At 60.0% G+C, this 18707-nt stretch carries 14 protein-coding genes; 11 read left to right on the top strand and 3 right to left on the bottom strand.

The window, feature by feature from the left end; genetic code table 11:
* The first annotated feature begins 13 nt into the window (after positions 1 to 13).
* Both EAH74_RS17565 and mtnC read left to right on the top strand, forming a co-directional pair.
* Entirely contained in the window at positions 14 to 559 is a 546-nt protein-coding gene (locus EAH74_RS17565; RefSeq protein WP_140680081.1) for a 1,2-dihydroxy-3-keto-5-methylthiopentene dioxygenase, read from the top strand.
* Positions 560 to 563: 4 nt separating this feature from the next.
* Positions 564 to 1247: an acireductone synthase gene (gene mtnC, locus EAH74_RS17560; RefSeq protein ID WP_140680080.1), complete on the top strand. Its 684-nt coding sequence runs from the start codon at positions 564 to 566 to the stop codon at positions 1245 to 1247.
* Between the two features lie 189 nt (positions 1248 to 1436).
* Here the strand turns inward: mtnC and EAH74_RS17555 are convergent, their stop codons facing one another.
* Positions 1437 to 1715: a DUF3509 domain-containing protein gene (locus EAH74_RS17555; protein ID WP_123366261.1), complete on the bottom strand. Its 279-nt coding sequence runs from the start codon at positions 1713 to 1715 to the stop codon at positions 1437 to 1439.
* 344 nt (positions 1716 to 2059) lie between these two features.
* Here EAH74_RS17555 and EAH74_RS17550 point away from each other — a divergent pair, with 344 nt between their 5' ends.
* Both EAH74_RS17550 and EAH74_RS17545 read left to right on the top strand, forming a co-directional pair.
* Positions 2060 to 3898, top strand: coding sequence for a long-chain-acyl-CoA synthetase (locus tag EAH74_RS17550; RefSeq protein WP_140680078.1), 1839 nt, complete (start codon positions 2060 to 2062; stop codon positions 3896 to 3898).
* Positions 3899 to 4009: 111 nt separating this feature from the next.
* The gene (locus EAH74_RS17545) at positions 4010 to 4528 is read left to right on the top strand and encodes an ankyrin repeat domain-containing protein (protein WP_056740408.1); all 519 of its coding nucleotides are present in this window, start codon (positions 4010 to 4012) and stop codon (positions 4526 to 4528) included.
* Between the two features lie 181 nt (positions 4529 to 4709).
* Here EAH74_RS17545 and EAH74_RS17540 read toward each other — a convergent pair whose 3' ends face one another.
* Complete coding sequence (locus EAH74_RS17540) at positions 4710 to 6050, bottom strand: substrate-binding domain-containing protein (RefSeq protein ID WP_140680076.1); 1341 nt, start codon at positions 6048 to 6050, stop codon at positions 4710 to 4712.
* Positions 6051 to 6240: 190 nt separating this feature from the next.
* Entirely contained in the window at positions 6241 to 7053 is an 813-nt protein-coding gene (gene xthA, locus EAH74_RS17535; protein WP_140680074.1) for an exodeoxyribonuclease III, read from the bottom strand.
* A gap of 296 nt (positions 7054 to 7349) precedes the next feature.
* Between xthA and EAH74_RS17530 the strand changes: the two genes are divergently transcribed.
* The 7 genes from EAH74_RS17530 (at position 7350) to EAH74_RS17500 (ending at position 18562) form a co-directional block, all read left to right on the top strand.
* Entirely contained in the window at positions 7350 to 8000 is a 651-nt protein-coding gene (locus EAH74_RS17530) for a GNAT family N-acetyltransferase (protein ID WP_123366265.1), read from the top strand.
* A 65-nt stretch (positions 8001 to 8065) separates the two neighbouring features.
* Positions 8066 to 9793, top strand: coding sequence for an autotransporter assembly complex protein TamA (locus EAH74_RS17525; protein ID WP_140680072.1), 1728 nt, complete (start codon positions 8066 to 8068; stop codon positions 9791 to 9793).
* Complete coding sequence (locus EAH74_RS17520; protein WP_140680070.1) at positions 9790 to 13464, top strand: translocation/assembly module TamB domain-containing protein; 3675 nt, start codon at positions 9790 to 9792, stop codon at positions 13462 to 13464. The genes EAH74_RS17525 and EAH74_RS17520 overlap by 4 nt, the downstream gene beginning before the upstream one ends.
* A gap of 246 nt (positions 13465 to 13710) precedes the next feature.
* Positions 13711 to 14184 carry a MarR family winged helix-turn-helix transcriptional regulator gene (locus EAH74_RS17515; RefSeq protein ID WP_140680069.1) on the top strand — a complete coding sequence of 158 codons (474 nt, stop codon included), beginning with the start codon at positions 13711 to 13713 and terminating at the stop codon, positions 14182 to 14184.
* Positions 14181 to 15650, top strand: coding sequence for an efflux transporter outer membrane subunit (locus tag EAH74_RS17510; RefSeq protein ID WP_140680067.1), 1470 nt, complete (start codon positions 14181 to 14183; stop codon positions 15648 to 15650). The genes EAH74_RS17515 and EAH74_RS17510 overlap by 4 nt, the downstream gene beginning before the upstream one ends.
* A gap of 15 nt (positions 15651 to 15665) precedes the next feature.
* Positions 15666 to 16868, top strand: coding sequence for an efflux RND transporter periplasmic adaptor subunit (locus EAH74_RS17505; RefSeq protein WP_140680065.1), 1203 nt, complete (start codon positions 15666 to 15668; stop codon positions 16866 to 16868).
* 164 nt (positions 16869 to 17032) lie between these two features.
* Positions 17033 to 18562 (top strand): DHA2 family efflux MFS transporter permease subunit, encoded by a 1530-nt coding sequence (locus EAH74_RS17500; RefSeq protein ID WP_140680063.1) that lies wholly within the window; start codon positions 17033 to 17035, stop codon positions 18560 to 18562.
* Positions 18563 to 18707 lie beyond the last annotated feature (145 nt).

Raw genomic sequence — 18707 nt, 5'->3', positions numbered from 1 at the left:
AGGAGTTGCCCTGATGAGCAGCCTGTCCGTTTACCACGTCTCAAGCCCCGACTTGCCTAACAAGGTGCTGACGCATTTCGAAGACATCGCCTCGACCCTGGCCGAGCAGGGCGTGCGCTTCGACCGTTGGCAAGCCACGGCGAAAATCCAGCCCGGCGCCAGTCAGGAAGAAGTGATCGCCGCGTATCAGGAGCAAATCGACCAGTTGATGACCGAACGCGGTTACATCACCGTCGACGTCATCAGCCTGAACAGCGATCACCCGCAAAAAGCCGAATTGCGCGCCAAGTTTCTCGACGAACACCGGCATGGCGAAGACGAAGTACGATTTTTCGTCGCCGGCCGTGGCTTGTTCACCCTGCACATCGACGATTACGTCTACGCAGTGCTTTGTGAGAAAAACGACCTGATCTCGGTACCGGCCGGCACCCCGCACTGGTTCGACATGGGCGAGCATCCGCATTTCGTCGCGATCCGTCTGTTCAACAACCCTGAAGGCTGGGTGGCCAATTTCACCGGCGAAGACGTCGCCAGTCGCTTCCCGCGTCTTGAGGACTGAGGCGATGCCGATCAAGGCGATTCTCACCGACATCGAAGGCACCACCAGCGCGGTGAGTTTTGTGTTCGACGTGCTGTTTCCCTACGCCGCCAAACACTTGCCGGATTTTGTTCGCCAGAACGCCGCGCGTGCGGATGTTGCCGAGCAACTGGGCGCCGTTCGCCGGGATACCAACGAGCCGAACGCCGACGTCGAGCGGGTGATCGACATTCTTTTGAACTGGATCGCCGAAGACCGCAAAGCCACGCCGCTGAAAGCGTTGCAAGGCATGGTCTGGGAACAGGGTTATCAGGCCGGGGAGTTGAAAGGCCACGTTTACCCGGACGCCGTTGAAGCGCTCAAACGCTGGCATCAGGATGGCTTCAACCTGTTTGTTTATTCTTCGGGGTCGATTCAGGCGCAAAAACTGATCTTCGGTTGTTCGCAGGCCGGTGATTTGTCGCCGCTGTTCAGCGGCTATTTCGACACCACCTCGGGGCCCAAGCGTGAAGCGAAGTCCTACGAGCGCATTACCCAGGCCATTGGCCTGGACGCTTCGCAGATCCTGTTTCTGTCCGACATCGTCGAGGAACTGGACGCGGCGCACACGGCGGGAATGGCGACGTGCGGGCTGGCCCGAGAGGGCGGGGAGCTGGCGGGGCATGTGACCGTCGACAGCTTTGAGCGGATCGAACATTCCGCGTTTTAAGCGTCGGTACACAAACCCTGTGGGAGCGAGCTTGCTCGCGATAGCGGTGTGCCAGGCGACATTTCTGTTAACTGATCCACTGCAATCGCGAGCAGGCTCGCTCCCACATGGATCGGCGTACCGTCAGAAACAACTCAGGCCGTGAAGCGAAAGCTTTCACGGCCTGTTTGTTTACAGCGTTTGAACAATTTAAACCGAATGATACGTCGGCAGGGCAAACCGCTGCTGGCTTTGCAGCATGGAAATCTGCGGCAGTTCGCTGGCCTGTTCGGCGATGTCACGGCGAATCGCACTGATCACCCAGGACAGCTGATCACCCGCATGTAATTGCTGGTACGAAATCGAGCGTTTGAAGACTTTGCCGTCGGTGCTGCTCAAGGTCAGCAGAATGCCGCCGTCCGGACGTGGCTGGGTGGTCACTTCGAAGTTGGAGAACAGGGACGTAAATTTTTCTTGGATCAGGTTCATGTCTATCGGCTCCGTTAGCTCTTGAATGGCAAGCATGCAGAGGTAGTTGCAGTGATTGTGCCAGCACCTGATTTTTTAAAAATCCTTATATATCAGTTAGTTAGTTTTCAGGTGTTTTTGCACTTTCGTGCAATCTGCATGAATGGCCATCGTGCATCCTGCATTTTGCGTGGTCGACATCGATTCGATGGAACCAATTGCCCGGCGCAAGCTCGCGATGTCGAATGCCGCAGTCGTGGATACAAATCATTTCAAAAACCGCGTGTACAGCTCAGGAACCGCTGACGTATTTTCGGCCTCAATCAACGCCGCCCGAACAATAAAAAGATCGACCGGGAGCAACCATGAGCCGCACGCCGAACGACACGATTACCTGGGGCATGATGCTCCGCAAGCTGCCTTCCATTGCCAAAGCCATTCCTCGCGTGGTGAAAGGCATGAAAGCCGCCAACGTCAAGGACCCGACCCAATCGTGTGGCCTGGGCTGGAGCTTCGAGCAAGCGACGTTGCGCAATCCCGATGGCCCGGCATTGCTGCAGGGCGAGGTGGCGCTGACGTATGCTCAGGTCAACCAATGGGCCAATCGCATTGCCCATCATTTGATTGCCCAAGGCATCCGCAAGGGCGATGTGGTGGCGGTCTTTATCGAGAATCGCCCGGAACTGCTGGTGACGATTCTGGCGGTGGCCAAGGTCGGCGCGATCAGTGCCTTGCTCAATACTTCGCAGACCCGCGATACCCTGGCTCACAGCCTGAACCTGGTGGCACCCGCGGCGATCATTGTCGGAGAAGAGCTGGTGCCGGCGTTTTCGGCGGTTCGCCAACGGGTGTCGATCGAGGCGGCGCGCACCTGGTTCGTCGCTGATCGAGACACCTTCAGCCATCCGGGCATTGCACCCGACGGGTTCATCAACCTGATGACCGCCAGTGCCGACAGCTCCAGCGCCAACCCCGCCAGCAGTCAGCAGGTTTTTTTCGACGACCCTTGTTTCTACATCTACACCTCAGGCACTACCGGCTTGCCCAAGGCAGGGGTGTTCAAGCACGGCCGCTGGATGCGCAGCTCTGCAAGTTTCGGGCTGATCGCTTTGGATATGCGCCCGGAGGATGTCGTCTATTGCACCTTGCCGCTCTATCACGCCACCGGGCTGTGCGTGTGCTGGGGCTCGGCGATCAGTGGCGCCTCGGGCTTTGCCATTCGCCGCAAGTTCAGCGCCAGTCAATTCTGGAACGATGTGCGCAAGTACCGCGCGACCACCCTTGGTTACGTCGGTGAATTGTGCCGCTACCTCGTGGATCAACCGCCCAGCGCCGAGGACAGCAAGCACCGCGTGACGAAGATGATCGGCAATGGCCTGCGTCCCGGCGCGTGGGGCGAGTTCAAGACGCGCTTCGGGGTGAACCATATCTGTGAGCTGTACGCCGCCAGCGACGGCAACATCGGCTTCACCAACATCCTTAACTTTGATAACACCGTCGGTTTTTCCCTGATGTCATGGGAGTTGGCGGCGTACGACCACGACAGCGGCGCGCCGATTCGGGATGCCAAGGGCTTCATGCGCAAAGTCGCCAAAGGCGAGCAGGGGCTGTTGCTGGCGAAGATCGACGACAAGGCGCCGCTGGACGGCTACACCGATCCGCAGAAGACCGAAAAGGTTGTGCTGCACGACGTGTTCGAGAAGGGCGACCGTTACTTCAATACCGGTGACCTGCTGCGCAACATCGGTTTTGGTCACGCGCAGTTTGTTGACCGGTTGGGTGATACCTACCGCTGGAAGGGCGAAAACGTCTCGACCACCGAGGTCGAGAACATCCTTTTGCAACACCCGAATATTTCCGAAGCCGTGGCCTACGGCGTGGAGGTCCGCAACACCAACGGCCGTGCCGGGATGGCGGCGATTACGCCAGCGGAGTCCCTGGCGACCCTGGATTTCAGTGAACTGCTGGCCTTCGCCCGTAAGCAAATGCCCGCCTATGCGGTGCCGTTGTTCCTGCGGGTGAAGGTGAAAATGGAGACCACGGGCACCTTCAAATATCAGAAGACCCGGCTTAAGGACGAAGCCTTCGACCCCGGCAAAACCGGCGATGATCCGATCTATGCCTGGCTGCCAGGGACCCAGACTTACGTGCAGGTCACTCCGCAGTTGCTGGCGGATATTCACGACGGCGCTTTTCGTTATTGAATGCAGCGCTATTGAATGTGGCTATGGCCTTCCATGAGAAAAAAGAAGTGACAGCCTCGGGGCTGCTCGGGAAACTGTCGGCTTTGCGAATAACAGAACGTGGAGTCCCCAATGTCAGACCAAAGCCGCCAGATGTCCCCCGAAGAAGCCGCTGAATTTGCCGAACAGGTATTCAACAAAGCGCGCGAGGGCGATGCGGCCATGATGGCTGCGCTGTTGACCAAGGGCCTGCCGCCGAACCTGCGTAACCACAAGGGCGACACCTTGCTGATGCTGGCCGCTTACCACGGCCATGTGGAGACGGTAAAAGTCCTGCTCGAACACAAGGCCGACCCGGAAATCCGCAACGACAACGGCCAGAGCCCGATTGCCGGTGCGGCGTTCAAAGGTGACCTGGCGGTGGTCAAGGCTCTGGTTGAAGGCGGCGCGCAAGTGGAAGGTTCGTCGTTCGACGGTCGCACTGCGCTGATGATGGCGGCGATGTTCAATCGCGTGGAAATCGTCGACTACCTGATCAGCAAGGGTGCCGACCCGAAAGCCAAGGACGCCAATGGCGTCTCGGCGCTGGATGCCGCCAAGACCATGGGCGCGGTGGACACCACGGCGCAGTTGCAGAAACTGCTCGGCTGATTTGCACCCTGTAGCAGCTGTCGAGCTTGCGAGGCTGCGTTCGACTGCGCAGCAGTCGTGAAATCAGGCGATGTGGTCTTTCAGGTAGATCGCATGCGCAGGGATTACGACGGCTGCGTCCGAACGCGGCCCGCGCCGAACGCAGCCTCGCAAGCTCGGCAGCTGCTACACACACACACCATCAATACACCCACACCTCAACCCGCCGATTCTTGATTCGCCCCTCATCCGCGCTATTGGCCGCTACTGGCATCTCTGCGCCAAAACCACGAATCTCGCGAAACACCACACCGCTTTTCACCAGTTCCCGCCGCACCGCCATGGCGCGCAGTTTCGACAGCAGGTCGGCCCGGGCCGGATCACTTTTGGCGTCGCCAAACCCCACCAGCGTCACCTGCCGATTGGTCTTGTCACGCTGCTTGATATAGTCGAGCACCCGTGACAAGTCCTGCCGGGCCTTGTTGTCCAGCGTCGCACTGCCTTCTTCGAAACGGAAATTCACGGTCAGTCTCTGCGCGTGACGGCTGAGCGCCTGATAACCCTCCGGCATCAATGCATTCGGCGTGACCGTCATGGCCTGGACGGTCTGGGCGATAAAACCATTGGCCGCAACAATCGCCTGGCCCTTGCTGCTTTGGGCGAACGCCACCAATGCGTCGGCCCAGGGATTTTTCCCATTGGGCGGCAGGTAAAAGAACAGCCGGCGCGACAACGGATAATCTTCCGTAGCAATCAGGCTGTTGAGCGGCAACATGGCTTGGGATTGGCCATCGGCAATCGCCACGGCTTTGGCCTGACGCACGTAAGGCAGGCCGATGAAGCCGATACCTTGCGGGTCGAGGCTGACCGCGTCGGACAATTGCTCGCTGGATTCGAACCGTTTCGCAGCGCTGCTCAGCGTTTTCCCACGACGGCTGAGGACCAGTTCCTTGAACGTGTCATAGGTGCCCGATTGGTCATCTCGCGTATAGAGATGAATCGTCCCACCGGTGCCGCCGAGTTCTTCCCAGGTTTTTGCCTCGCCGCTGAAGATTCGCGCCAGTTGTTCGGTGTTCAGTTCGCCCAACGGATTGTGCGGATGAACAATGATCGCCAGGCCATCGATGGCGATGACTTGCTCGGCACCGGGGCTTTTAAAGTCGCCCAGGCGGGCGAGGTCTGCCCGTTCGCTATCCTTGATCGGGCGCGAGGAGGCGGCGAGGTCGGCGGCGGCGGTTTTCAGGGCGGTGAAACCGGTGCTGGAACCGTGGGCCGCGACGTCTACCGCGACCCGGCGGCCCTCAACGGTTTCGCCGATGACGCGCAGTTCGTTGGCTTTGTCCGGGGCCTCGCTGTGAATCTTGAGCAGGCCCTGTTCGCGCATCAACCCTTCAACCAGCGCCGGGCCCAATGCCGCGCCAATGGTGTTGGAGCCCTGGATGCGCAGCACCGGGCCAGCCTCGGGCGTCGGCAAATCGCCAGCCGACGCGGTTTGCGGCAGCCAGGCGCACAGCATCAACAGGAACAACACGCGCAGCGTCATGCCGGCACCTTATAAGCCAAAGGAAGTGCCGGGAGAATAAGTCAGTAAGGTTTCTGAAAGATGACAGTTACTCAATGTGGGAGCGAGCCTGCTCGCGAAGAGGGTGTAACATTCAACGCAGATGTTGAATGTCAAACCGCTTTCGCGAGCAGGCTCGCTCCCACAATCGATTCAGGTCGACAGGTAGGGATCAGCTCAGTTCAAGCCAGATCGGCGCGTGATCCGACGGTTTTTCCATTCCGCGCAGGTCGTAATCCACTCCGGCATCCTTCACCCGTGGCAACAACCCGTGGGACGCCATGATCAAGTCAATCCGCAGCCCACGCTTGGGCTCATCCTCAAAACCACGGCTACGGTAGTCGAACCAGCTGAAACGGTCGGCCACCTCCGGGTTCAAGTGACGGAAGCTGTCCACCAGGCCCCAGTTCTTCAAGCGGGCCATCCACTCGCGTTCTTCCGGCAGGAAGCTGCATTTGCCGGTTTTCAGCCAGCGTTTCATGTTGTCCGGGCCGATGCCGATGTCGCAGTCTTCGGGGGAAATGTTCACGTCGCCCATCACCACCACTGGCTGATCGTTGCTGAACTGGCTTTCCAGCAATTGCTGCAGATCGCTGTAAAAGCGTTCCTTGGCCGGGAACTTGGTCGGGTGATCGCGGCTTTCGCCCTGTGGGAAATAGCCGTTCATGATGGTCACCGGCACGCCATTGGCGTCGGCGAACGTGCCCCAGATGAAGCGGCGCTGAGCGTCTTCTTCATCGGTGGCGAAACCTTTGTGCAGCGCGATAGGTTCCTGACGCGAGAGCAGGGCCACGCCGTAATGACCTTTTTGACCATGGAAATACACGTGATAGCCCAGCGCCTGAACCTCGGCCAGCGGGAATTGGTCGTCGTGAACCTTGGTTTCCTGCAGTCCGATCACATCTGGCTGATGCTTTTCGATCAGCGCCGCCAGCTGATGGGGGCGAGCGCGCAGCCCGTTGATGTTGAAGGAGACGATCTTCATGGTCGGCAGTCCTGGCAAAAGGGCGATGCTAGCTGACATGTAGGATCGGGGCCAGCGTGGGGTGAGGGGATTCTCGATTGTCCATCAGCTTTGTATTGGTAGTAATGGCCTCATCGCGAGCAGGCTCGCTCCCACAGGGGACGAGTCTGGTCTATACCTTGTGGGAGCGAGCCTGCTCGCGATGACGGCTTATGCAGCAACACTGATTCGGATCAGAAAGGAACTGTGCCAGCGCTATAGGCTCGTAACCAGAAGAGCGCCGTCATTTGAACAGCGCCCCGGGGAGAAATATCGTTATGCCCGAAACCTCGACCGCCATCGCCGATATTCACATGCTCGACAGCGGCTATTCCCGCGAAGCACGTTCATTGCTGTACCAGGCTTACCGGCATGAGCCGACGTTCGGCTACCTGTTCGAAGCGGAGCGTCCCGGTTATGAACAGCGGGTCCGCGCCACCGTGCGCGAGCTGGTCAAACAACACTTTCTTCAGGACTTGCCGGCCATCGGCCTGCTGGTCAACGACCGGTTGATCGGCATCGCGTTGATCGCGCCGCCGCAACGTCGCCTGGGCATCACAGAGAGTTGGGCCTGGCGTTTGCGCATGGTGCTCAGCACCGGGTTTCGCTGCACCCGACGCTATCTCGAGTATCACGATGCGGTGATGGCTTGCGTGCCGTCCGACTCGGTTCACCTGCTCCCATTGCTGGGGGTTCATCCGCAATTCCAAGGCAAACACTTCGGCGAACAATTGCTGCAAGCGGTGCACAACTGGTGTGCGGTAGATGAGCATTCCGAGGGCGTGATCCTCGATACCGGGAATCCTCGTTATCTGGAGTTCTATAAGCGCCAGGGCTATGAGGAAATCGGTGAGGTCGCCGTAGGACCGATTCGCGAGCACGTGTTTTTCCACGCCAATCCGCAGGTGTTACAAACAGCAACGGCATAAAGGTAGAACTTTCACCGCACGCCAGGCTCTATCACGCTCCCAAGCTCGTGATAGCATCCGCGCCTATGAAGTTTCCAGGAAGAATTACCAGTGGCGTGCTGATGCTGATTACCAGCTGCGCGGCGCTGGCGCAAAGTGAATTGGATGTGCGGATCAAACCGTCCAACGATGAACTGAAAGCCAATATAGAGGGCTATATTGGCAGCCTCGGCGATCGAGACGAAGAAGCCTTGCTGCGCTTCAGTCGGGGCGCCGAAGAACAGGCGCGCAAGGCCGCCCAGGCCTTGGGTTATTACCAGCCGCAGATAGACTCGGATGTGAAGGGCGGCAAAACACCGCGCCTGGTAATGAACATCGATCCCGGCGAGCCGGTGCATTTGCGCAATGTCACGATTCGCATTGACGGCCCGGCTGGCGACCTCAAATCCTTTCGTGTACCCAAAGGCGCTGGGCTGAAAACCGGCGCAGTGCTCAACCATGGCCGCTACGAAGACGCCAAGCGCCTGATTCAGAACCAGGCCTCGCGTTATGGTTTTTTCAGTGGTTACTTCAGCAGCCAGAAACTGTTGGTCGACCCGCGAGCCGGTGTCGCCGACATCGAACTGATCTATAACAGCGGCCCGCGTTATTCACTGGGCAAGGTCAGTTTCGAAGGTGATACGCCGTTCGACGAAGACCTGCTACGGCGCATGGTGCCCTTCAAGGAAGGTGCGCCTTACGACTCCGAGCTGATCGCCGAACTCAATCAGGCCATGCAATCGAGCGGCTATTTCGAAAGCGTGCGGGTGGATGCGGCGCCGACGGCGTCGAAGAACGATGTAATCCCGGTCGACGTCAAACTCGAAACGCGCAAACCACGGACCATGGGGCTGGGGCTGGGTTTTTCCACCGACGTCGGCCCACGGGTCAAGGCCAACTGGACCCGGCACTGGGTCAACCCTCAGGGGCACAGCTATGGCTGGGAGACCGAAGTTTCGGCGCCCCGGCAGAACGTCGGTGTGTTCTACGACATTCCCCTGGACCCACCGCTGACCGACAAACTGCGGTTCGCCGGTGGCTATCAGAATGAAGAAATCGCCGACAAGGACTCCCTCAGCAAACTGCTGACCCTCGGCCCCGAGTGGCACAGCAAGTTGCCCAGCGGTTGGCAGCGCGTGGTGTCGCTCAAATGGCAGCGCGAGGAATACAGGCTCGGCGACGACTCGGGGCTCAGCACGTTGCTGATGCCTGGCGTCAGCTATTCCTACCTTAAAAGTGACAACCGCATCGACCCGCACAACGGTTATCGCCTGGAATTCGCAACCAAAGTGGCCAAAGAAGGCTTGGGCTCGGACACCAATCTGATCTACGGCACCGCGCTGGTGAAAGGCTTGACCACGGTCTTCGACAAACACCGCTTCCTCGGTCGGGTGCAGGTCGGCGGCAGCGCCACCAACGGCTACAAATCGGTACCGCCGTCGTTGCGCTTCTTCGCCGGTGGCGATCAGAGCGTGCGCGGTTACGACTATCAAAGCCTGTCCCCGGAAAACTCCGAGGGCGACCGCATCGGTGGCCGCTACATGATTGCCGGCAGCGTCGAGTATCAATACTCCATCGCCGAAAAATGGCGGGTCGCGACCTTCATCGACCAAGGCAACTCCTTCAATACCCTCGAACTGCCGGACCTCAAGACCGGCGTCGGCATCGGTGTGCGCTGGGTTTCTCCGGTAGGGCCGATACGCCTCGACCTGGCCCATGCGATGGACGACGACGGCGGCATTCGATTGCACTTTTCCATGGGGCCTGAACTGTGAGTCGTGGTTTGAAAATAACGCTGCTGGCGATTCTGGCGCTGCTGATGCTGGTCGTTTTGACCGTGGCCACAATGCTGGGCACGGCAACCGGCAGTCGCTGGGCGTTGGGGTTTGTGCCCGGTTTGACCGTCGAGAACTTCCAGGGCCGTTTGGGCGAACAGTGGAGTGCCGACCATGTGCTGTGGCAGCAGGACAGCAGTCGGGTTGAGCTGAACAAGGTGATTTTCGCCTGGTCGCCGCTGTGCCTGACGCGCCTGACTCTGTGCATCGAGCAATTGAAAGCCGATCAGGTCAGCCTGCAATTTCCGCCAGGTACGCAAGAAGAAAGCAGCGGGCCGATCAGTCTCCCGGATCTGAAGTTGCCCTTGGCCATCGAGCTGGGCGATGTCCAGGTCGGCAGCCTGCTGTTCAACGGCAGCGAAGAGCTCAAGGGCCTGCAACTGGCGGCGCATTGGACGGCCAAAGGTTTGCAGATCGACTCGGTGCAATTGCAACGTGATGAGCTCAGCCTGAACCTGTCCGGCCTATTGCAACCCACCGGCAATTGGCCGCTGAAAGCCGAAGGCAAACTGACCTTGCCCGCGCCGGGCACCGAGCCTTGGGCGCTGGCCTTGAAGGTCGACGGCGATCTTCTCAAAACCCTGAACCTGAAAGCCGACAGCAGCGGTTACCTCAACGGGCAGTTGACCGGCGAATTGCAACCGCTGGTGGAAAACCTGCCGGCCAAGGTGCGGATCACCGCCGACGGCTTCAAGCCTAGTGCCGGTCTGCCGGACACCCTGCAACTCAACCAACTGGAACTCACCGGCGACGGCGACCTGAAAAATGGTTACCAGTTGCTCGGCAAAGCCACGTTGCCCGCCGAACTTGGCCCGGTCGCGTTGTTGCTGCAAGGCAAGGTCGACGCCAACGGCGCTCAGATCGCCGGGTTGGACCTCACGGCCAACGACAAGCAAAGCCTAAAACTCACCGGCAATCTCGATTGGAGCAAAGGCCTGAACGCCGACGCAAAAATCGACTGGCTGGATTTCCCGTGGCATCGCCTCTATCCGCTGATCGATGAGCCAGAAGTGGCGCTGCGCAGCTTCAACGGTGAAGTCTCCTACACCGACGGCAAGTACATGGGGCACTTCAACGCCGCACTCGACGGCCCGGCCGGGGCGTTCAGCCTGACCAGCCCGTTCAGCGGCGACCTGACGAAAATCTACCTGCAACAAATTCAACTCCAAGCCGGACAGGGCAAGGCCGAAGGGCACCTGAACCTGCAATTCGCCGACGGCATTGCCTGGGACACCGCGCTGGACCTGTCGGCGATCAATCCGGCGTACTGGGTCGCGGAGTTGCCGGGAACCCTGGCCGGACCGTTGCGCAGCAAGGGCGAGATGAAGAATGAAAAACTCAGCCTGACCGCTGATCTCGACTTGAAAGGCAAACTGCGCGGCCAACCGGCAGTGATCCAGGCCAAAGCCGATGGCGGTGGCGAGCAATGGAATCTCAGCGCGTTGCAAATTCGCCTCGGCGACAACAGCATCAACGGCAAGGGCAGCCTGCAACAGAAACTTGCCGGCCAGATTGATATCAAGCTGCCGCGCCTGGCTCAGCTGTGGCCGCAACTGCGCGGTCAGCTCAATGGTCGCGTCGATGTCGCCGGGACACTCAAGGCCCCGCAAGGCAAGCTCGGGCTGCAAGGCACGCAACTGGCCTTCGAAGACAATCGCCTGCAAAGCCTGAATCTGGACGCCACCCTCGACAGCGCGCAGCGCGCGAAAATTGACCTCAAGGGCAGTGGCATTCAGGCCGGTGAGACGTCACTGGGGACGCTGACCGCCAGCGGCCAGGGCGATATAAAAAACCAGAAACTCATCCTCGACCTGCAAGGGCCGAAGCTGAAACTTGCGCTCGGCCTCGACGGCAATCTGGACAAAGGCAATTGGCGTGGGCGCCTGGCCAGCGGCGATATCCAGGCCGGCGGTCAAGACTGGAAGCTGCAAGATCCGGCGAAGCTGGAGCGGCTGGCGGACGGCAAAATCAACTTCGGCGCCCATTGCTGGACGTCCGGTCCGGCCAGCCTGTGCGGCGAGGATCAGCGCCTGATGCCTGAGCCGAAGCTGCGTTATCACCTCAAACAGTTCCCGATCGACAGCCTGGCGCAGTGGTTGCCCAAGGATTTCGCCTGGAAGGGACGACTCAACGCCGACCTGCAACTGGACCTGCCGGCCAGCGGCCCGAACGGCCAGATCAGCGTCGATGCCAGCGGCGGCACGTTGCGCATAAAGGAAAAGGACCAGTGGCTGGACTTCCCGTACCAGACCCTGAAACTGAACAGCAAACTCACGCCCAAGCGCATCGACACTGACCTCAATTTCGTCGGCGGCAAGCTCGGTGAGCTTATGCTCCAGGCGCAGATCAATCCTTTACCAAAGGACAAGCCACTGACTGGCTCATTCCGTTTGAATGGGCTGGACCTGTCGGTAGCGCGGCCGTTTGTGCCGATGGTCGAGAAACTGACCGGACGCTTGAATGGCAGCGGCACGCTCGCAGGTACGCTGCTGGCGCCGCAGGTCAACGGTAATCTGTCGCTCAGCGACGGCGAGATTTCCGGGCCTGAACTGCCGATGGACCTCGAAGCGCTGCAACTTCAAGCCGTGATTGCTGGCGAAACCGTGCAATTGAACGGCGGCTGGAAAAGTGGCAAGACCGGGCAGGGCACCTTGAGCGGCAACATCGCCTGGGGTCAGGTATTGGTGGTGGATCTGGCGCTCAAAGGTACGCAATTACCCGTCACCGTCGAGCCCTACGCCAAGCTGGAAGTGGCGCCGGACCTGAAGATTTCGGTGAAGGACGACAAACTGGCGATCGTCGGCAAGGTGCTGGTGCCAAAAGGCGAGATCACCGTACGTGATTTGCCGCCGTCGACGGTCAAGGTGTCCGATGACACGGTGATCGTCGGCCAGCAGACCGAAGAGGGCAAACCACCGATGGCCATGGCGATGGACATCGATGTGGTGGTCGGCCAGGACAAACTCAGCTTCGCCGGGTTTGGCCTGACCGCCAACCTGCAAGGTCATGTGCACATCGGCGACAACATGGACACCCGCGGCGAGCTCTGGCTCAACGATGGGCGATACCGTGCCTACGGTCAGCGATTGACGGTGCGCCGGGCGCGTTTGCTGTTTGCCGGCCCGATCGACCAGCCGTATCTGGACATCGAAGCGATTCGCCAGACCGACGACGTGATCGCCGGTATTCGCCTGAGCGGCAGCGCCGAGCAGCCGACGACCCAGATCTTCTCCGAGCCGGCGATGAGCCAGGAGGAGGCGTTGTCCTACCTGGTGCTGGGGCGTCCGCTGAGCAGCAATGGTGAGGACAACAACATGCTTGCCCAAGCCGCCCTCGGGTTGGGCTTGATGGGCAGTTCCGGTGTGACCAGTGGCTTGGCCAAGGACCTGGGCATTCAGGACTTCCAGCTCGACACCCAAGGCAGCGGCAACGCAACCAGCGTAGTGGCCAGCGGCAATCTCTCCGAGAAGCTCAGCCTGCGTTATGGCGTTGGCGTGTTCGAGCCGGCCAACACCATCGCCTTGCGTTACAAGCTGAGCAAAAAGGTCTACCTCGAAGCCGCTGGCGGCGTGGCCAGTTCGCTGGACATCTTCTACAAGCGGGATTTCTAAACTCCCGCCCCCCTCTAAAACCGAGTCGCTCCCTTCGCGAGCAGGCTCGCTCCCACAGAGATCACACCGAACCTGTGGGAGCGAGCCTGCTCGCGAAGGCCGCGACTCGGTCATCGATCCGAAGCAACTTTCCCGCGCCATTTATCAACTAAATAGAAAGCATCCTAACTATTACGTTGACATTCGCTGCCTAGGCAGTAACATCTCGACATACATTCTCTGCCTAGGCAGCTAATTGGTGGTCAGATGAAACATTTCACCCCAGACGCATTCCACACTTGCCATCTCGGCCTCCTGCTCGGGCGCGCGGCGCTGCTCAAGGACCGGATCATCGACACGCACATGGAACCCCACGGCATCACCGCCGCGCAGTTCAAAGTGCTGATCATCATGGCCCAGTTCGGCGTCGATACGCCGGCCGAGCTGTGCCGTCATCTGTCGCTGGACAGCGGTTCGATGACCCGCATGCTCGACCGTCTGGAACAGAAAGGCTTCCTCGCTCGCCAACGCTCCGAAGCGGATCGCCGTCAGGTTCAGCTGGTGCTGACCGCACAAGGCCAGCAGTTGACTGATCGCCTGCCGGAGATCGGCGCCGACGCCATGAATGAACTGGCTGGCGCGATCACCCCAGAGGAATTGATAACCCTGGAACAGATCTTGAAGAAAATTTTGGTGGCAGCTGGTGACTCGATCACCCTGCTGCGGGTAGGTGACAAATGAGCAGTAAAACCCTGCGTACCGGCCTGAGCCTGGTGCTGGCAGCCATGACCCTCGCGGGTTGCGCCAGCTACAGTGGCTTGAACACCGAGGGCAAAAGCCTCGATGCGAAAACCCTCAAGGCCGGGCAATCCCTCAGCGGTGTGACCCTGTCGCCCGCGGCCTGGCCGAAAAGCGACTGGTGGAAAAGCCTCGGCGACCCACAGCTCGACGGCTTGATCCGCGAAGCCCTGCACGACAGCCCCGACATGCAAATCGCCGACGCCCGCGCCCACCAGGCCAGCGCCGCCGCTTATGCAGCGGATGCCGCCCGCATGCCCACCCTCGATGCCAGTGCCGGCGTCAGCCGTTCGCGTCTGGCCCGGGATCAGGACCCGAGCGGGCAGGGTGGAACCTACTCCACCGTGCGCAACATCAACGCCAGTTTCAATTACAACTTCGACCTTTGGGGCGGTCAGCGTGACGCCTGGGAAGCTGCACTGGGTCAGGCTCGCGCTGCCGAAGTCGATCAACAAGCCGCTCAGCTGACGTTGTCCGCCGACGTGGCTCGCGCCTACAGCGATCTGGGACAGGCGCATATCGTCTACGACCTGGCCAGTGAAGACCTCAAGCGCACCAAACAAATGCTCGACCTGAGCCAGCGTCGCCTGAGTTCGGGGATCGACAGCCAGTACCAGTTCCAGCAAACCGAAAGCCTGGAAGCCACCTCCGAAGCCAGCCTGATCGACGCCGAAAAACGCCTGCAAAGCGCGAAAATCGCTTTGGCTGTGCTGCTCGGCAAAGGCCCGGATCGCGGCAATGAAATCGCCCGGCCGAAAATCCTTCAGGCCAGCGCAGTGGCTCTGCCATCGGTGTTGCCGGCCGAGTTACTGGGCCGTCGTCCTGACCTGGTGGCCGCCCGCTGGCGGGTCGAAGCGGCGAGCAAGAACATCGCCGCCGGCAAAACCCAGTTCTATCCCAATCTGAACCTTAGCGCCGCGGCCGGTGCCGAATCGTTATTGGGTGACGCAATGTTCGGTTCCGCCAGTCGCTTCTTCAACATTGCGCCGACGATCTCTGTGCCGATTTTCGACGGCGGCCGACTGCGTGCCAACCTCGATTCCCGCGACGCCGATTACGACCTCGCGGTGGCGCAGTACAACAAAAGCCTGGTGAAAGCCCTGGGGGATGTCAGCGACACCATCAACCAGTTGCGAGATATCGGTCGGCAGATCGGCGCTCAGCAGCACGCCACCGACATTGCCCGGGATTCTTACAACACCGTGGTCCAGCGTTACGGTTCCGGCATCGGCAATTACCTGGACGTGCTCAGCATCGAGCAGCAGTTGCTCCAGGCCCAGCGTCAGCTGGCCAGCCTGAATGCCGAGCAGATCGACCTGTCGATCCAATTGATGCAGGCGCTGGGCGGCGGCTTCCAGGGCGAGACCCTGACCGCAGCCAACGCAACCCCAGACACGCAGCACAACTAATTCAAGGTACTTGTCATGGCTACTGCCGAAACAACACCAACCCCTGACAACGCACAAGACACCAGCAATTCGCGTAAACGCAAAGTCATGCTGGTGGTGCTCGCGATCGTGGTGATCCTCGCCGGTATCGGCGTCTGGGGTTATCACGAATTCTACGGGCGCTGGAATGAAAGCACCGACGATGCCTATGTGAACGGCAACGTGGTGGAAATCACTCCGTTGGTCACCGGCACCGTGGTCAGCATTGGCGCCGACGATGGCGACCTGGTTCACGAAGGCCAGGTGTTGATCAACTTCGACCCAAACGACGCCGAAGTCGGTCTGCAAAGTGCCCAGGCCAATCTGGCCCGCACCGTGCGTCAGGTTCGCGGTTTGTACAGCAACGTCGACGGCATGAAAGCCCAGGTCAACGCCCAACAGGCTGAAGTGCAAAAGGCTCAGGACAACTTCAATCGCCGGAAAAACCTCGCCGCTGGCGGCGCGATTTCCCAGGAAGAACTGTCCCACGCTCGCGACGACCTGACCTCGGCGCAAAACGCCTTGGCCAACGCCAAACAGCAACTGAAAACCACCAGTGCTTTGGTGGATGACACCGTGGTGTCGTCGCACCCGGACGTGATGTCCGCTGCCGCGCAATTGCGTCAGGCTTACTTGAACAACTCCCGCAGCACCTTGATCGCGCCGGTGACCGGTTACGTCGCCAAACGCTCGGTACAACTGGGCCAACGGGTCCAGCCGGGCACCGCATTGATGGCGGTCATTCCGTTGGATCAGCTGTGGATCGACGCCAACTTCAAGGAAACCCAGCTGCGTGACATGCGCATCGGTCAGCCGGTCGACATCGAAGCCGATCTCTACGGCAGCAGCGTGAAGTACAGCGGCACCATCGACAGCCTCGGCGCCGGTACTGGCAGCGCGTTTGCCCTGCTGCCGGCGCAGAACGCCACCGGTAACTGGATCAAGATCGTCCAGCGGGTGCCAGTGCGGATTCACATCAACGCCGAAGAACTGGCCAAGCACCCGTTGCGGGTAGGCCTGTCGACTCAGGTCGATGTGAACCTGCGCGACCAGAGCGGCCCGGTGCTGGCGCAACAGCCACCGCAAAAGGCCTCGTTCAGCACCAACGTCTATGACCGTCAGTTGGCCGAGGCCGACGCGATGATCGCTCAATTGATCCACGACAACAGCGCTGCGGTCAGCAAAACCGTTCAACGCTGATTGGTCATCACACCGACCCTGTGGGAGCGAGCTTGCTCGCGATAGCGGTGGATCAATCAACAAAGATGTTGAATGTTAATCCGCCATCGCGAGCAAGCTCGCTCCCACAAGGGCAGCTGCGTCTGTAACAGGCGCCGCGCCAGCCATGTTTCAAAGGATTCGCGATGAGCAATAACGCGTCTTTCACGCCGCCCAGCCTGGTGCTCAGCACCATTGGTCTGTCGCTGGCAACCTTCATGCAGGTACTCGACACCACTATCGCCAACGTGGCGCTGCCGACGATCTCCGGCAACCTCGGCGTGAGTTCGGAGCAGGGCACTTGGGTGATTACCTCGTTCGCCGTGAGCAACGCCATCGCGCTGCCGCTGACCGGTTGGCTCAGCCGGCGTTTCGGCGAGGTGAAGCTGTTTCTCTGGGCGACAGTCCTGTTCGTGCTGGCTTCATTTCTGTGCGGTATCTCGACCTCGATGCCGGAGCTGATTGGCTTTCGGGTACTTCAAGGTCTGGTGGCAGGTCCCCTGTACCCGATGACTCAAACGCTGCTGATTGCCGTCTATCCGCCGGCCAGGCGCGGCATGGCCCTGGCGTTGCTGGCGATGGTCACGGTGGTGGCGCCGATTGCAGGTCCCATCCTCGGCGGCTGGATTACCGACAGCTATAGCTGGCCGTGGATCTTCTTTATCAACGTGCCGATCGGTGTTTTCGCGGTGATGGTGGTGCGCTCGCAGCTTAAGGCACGGCCGGTGGAAACCAGCTATCAGCCGATGGATTACGTCGGTTTGATCACCCTGATCATTGGCGTCGGCGCGTTGCAGGTGATCCTCGACAAGGGCAACGACCTGGACTGGTTCGAGTCGAACTTCATCCTCATCGGCGCGGCCATTTCAGTGATAGCGCTGGCGGTGTTCGTGATCTGGGAAATGACCGACAAGCACCCAGTGGTCAATCTGCGGCTGTTCGCTTACCGCAACTTCCGCATCGGCACCATCGTGCTGGTGTTGGGTTACGCCGGGTTCTTCGGGATCAACCTGATTCTGCCCCAATGGCTGCAAACCCAGATGGGTTACACGGCGACCTGGGCGGGGCTGGCGGTGGCGCCGATCGGGATTCTGCCCGTACTGATGTCGCCGTTTGTCGGCAAGTACGCGCACAAATTCGACCTGCGGCTGCTGGCCGGCCTGGCGTTCCTGGCGATTGGCCTGAGCTGCTTCATGCGGGCCGGGTTTACCAACGAAGTGGACTTCCAGCACATCGCCCTGGTGCAGCTGTTCATGGGGATTGGTGTGGCGCTGTTCTTCATGCCGACCTTGAGCATTCTGATGTCGGACCTGCCACCGAGCCAGATCGCCGACGGCGCGGGCCTGGCGACGTTCCTGCGGACGTTGGGCGGCAGTTTCGCGGCGTCGTTGACGACGTGGATCTGGATTCGCCGGGCGGATCAGCATCATGCGTATTTGAGTGAAAGCATTACGACCTATGAACCGGCGACCCGGGATGCGTTGAACAGTCTGGGCGGGGCGGGGAATCCGGCGTATGCGCAGCTGGATCATGTGCTGACCAGTCAGGCGTACATGCTCTCCACCGTGGATTACTTCACGTTGCTGGGGTGGGCGTTCATGGGGTTGATTGTGCTGGTGTGGCTGGCGAAACCGCCGTTTGCGGCGAAGGCGGGGCCTGCGGCCTCAGGCCACTAAGCCCAACACGCTGGATATGTGTCTGGCTTAGATCTTGAAAAAATCACAGAACCCCTGTGGGAGCGAGCCTGCTCGCGAAAGCGGTGGATCAGTCGATATTAATGTTGAATGACACACCGCTTTCGCGAGCAGGCTCGCTCCCACA

It is taken from the genome of Pseudomonas mandelii, assembly GCF_006438925.1.
GTDB lineage: Bacteria > Pseudomonadota > Gammaproteobacteria > Pseudomonadales > Pseudomonadaceae > Aquipseudomonas > Aquipseudomonas mandelii_C.
Note: the sequence above shows the minus strand (reverse complement) of the source record. Positions and strands in the feature narration are given on the sequence as shown.

Excerpts from the sequence above, each read along its gene's own strand:
- EAH74_RS17565 (WP_140680081.1), top strand. The coding sequence starts at position 14 with ATGAGCAGCCTGTCCGTTTACCACGTCTCAAGCCCCGACTTGCCTAAC.
- mtnC (WP_140680080.1), top strand. The coding sequence starts at position 564 with ATGCCGATCAAGGCGATTCTCACCGACATCGAAGGCACCACCAGCGCG.
- EAH74_RS17555 (WP_123366261.1), bottom strand. The coding sequence starts at position 1,715 with ATGAACCTGATCCAAGAAAAATTTACGTCCCTGTTCTCCAACTTCGAA.
- EAH74_RS17550 (WP_140680078.1), top strand. The coding sequence starts at position 2,060 with ATGAGCCGCACGCCGAACGACACGATTACCTGGGGCATGATGCTCCGC.
- EAH74_RS17545 (WP_056740408.1), top strand. The coding sequence starts at position 4,010 with ATGTCAGACCAAAGCCGCCAGATGTCCCCCGAAGAAGCCGCTGAATTT.
- EAH74_RS17540 (WP_140680076.1), bottom strand. The coding sequence starts at position 6,050 with ATGACGCTGCGCGTGTTGTTCCTGTTGATGCTGTGCGCCTGGCTGCCG.
- xthA (WP_140680074.1), bottom strand. The coding sequence starts at position 7,053 with ATGAAGATCGTCTCCTTCAACATCAACGGGCTGCGCGCTCGCCCCCAT.
- EAH74_RS17530 (WP_123366265.1), top strand. The coding sequence starts at position 7,350 with ATGCCCGAAACCTCGACCGCCATCGCCGATATTCACATGCTCGACAGC.
- EAH74_RS17525 (WP_140680072.1), top strand. The coding sequence starts at position 8,066 with ATGAAGTTTCCAGGAAGAATTACCAGTGGCGTGCTGATGCTGATTACC.
- EAH74_RS17515 (WP_140680069.1), top strand. The coding sequence starts at position 13,711 with ATGAAACATTTCACCCCAGACGCATTCCACACTTGCCATCTCGGCCTC.
- EAH74_RS17510 (WP_140680067.1), top strand. The coding sequence starts at position 14,181 with ATGAGCAGTAAAACCCTGCGTACCGGCCTGAGCCTGGTGCTGGCAGCC.
- EAH74_RS17505 (WP_140680065.1), top strand. The coding sequence starts at position 15,666 with ATGGCTACTGCCGAAACAACACCAACCCCTGACAACGCACAAGACACC.
- EAH74_RS17500 (WP_140680063.1), top strand. The coding sequence starts at position 17,033 with ATGAGCAATAACGCGTCTTTCACGCCGCCCAGCCTGGTGCTCAGCACC.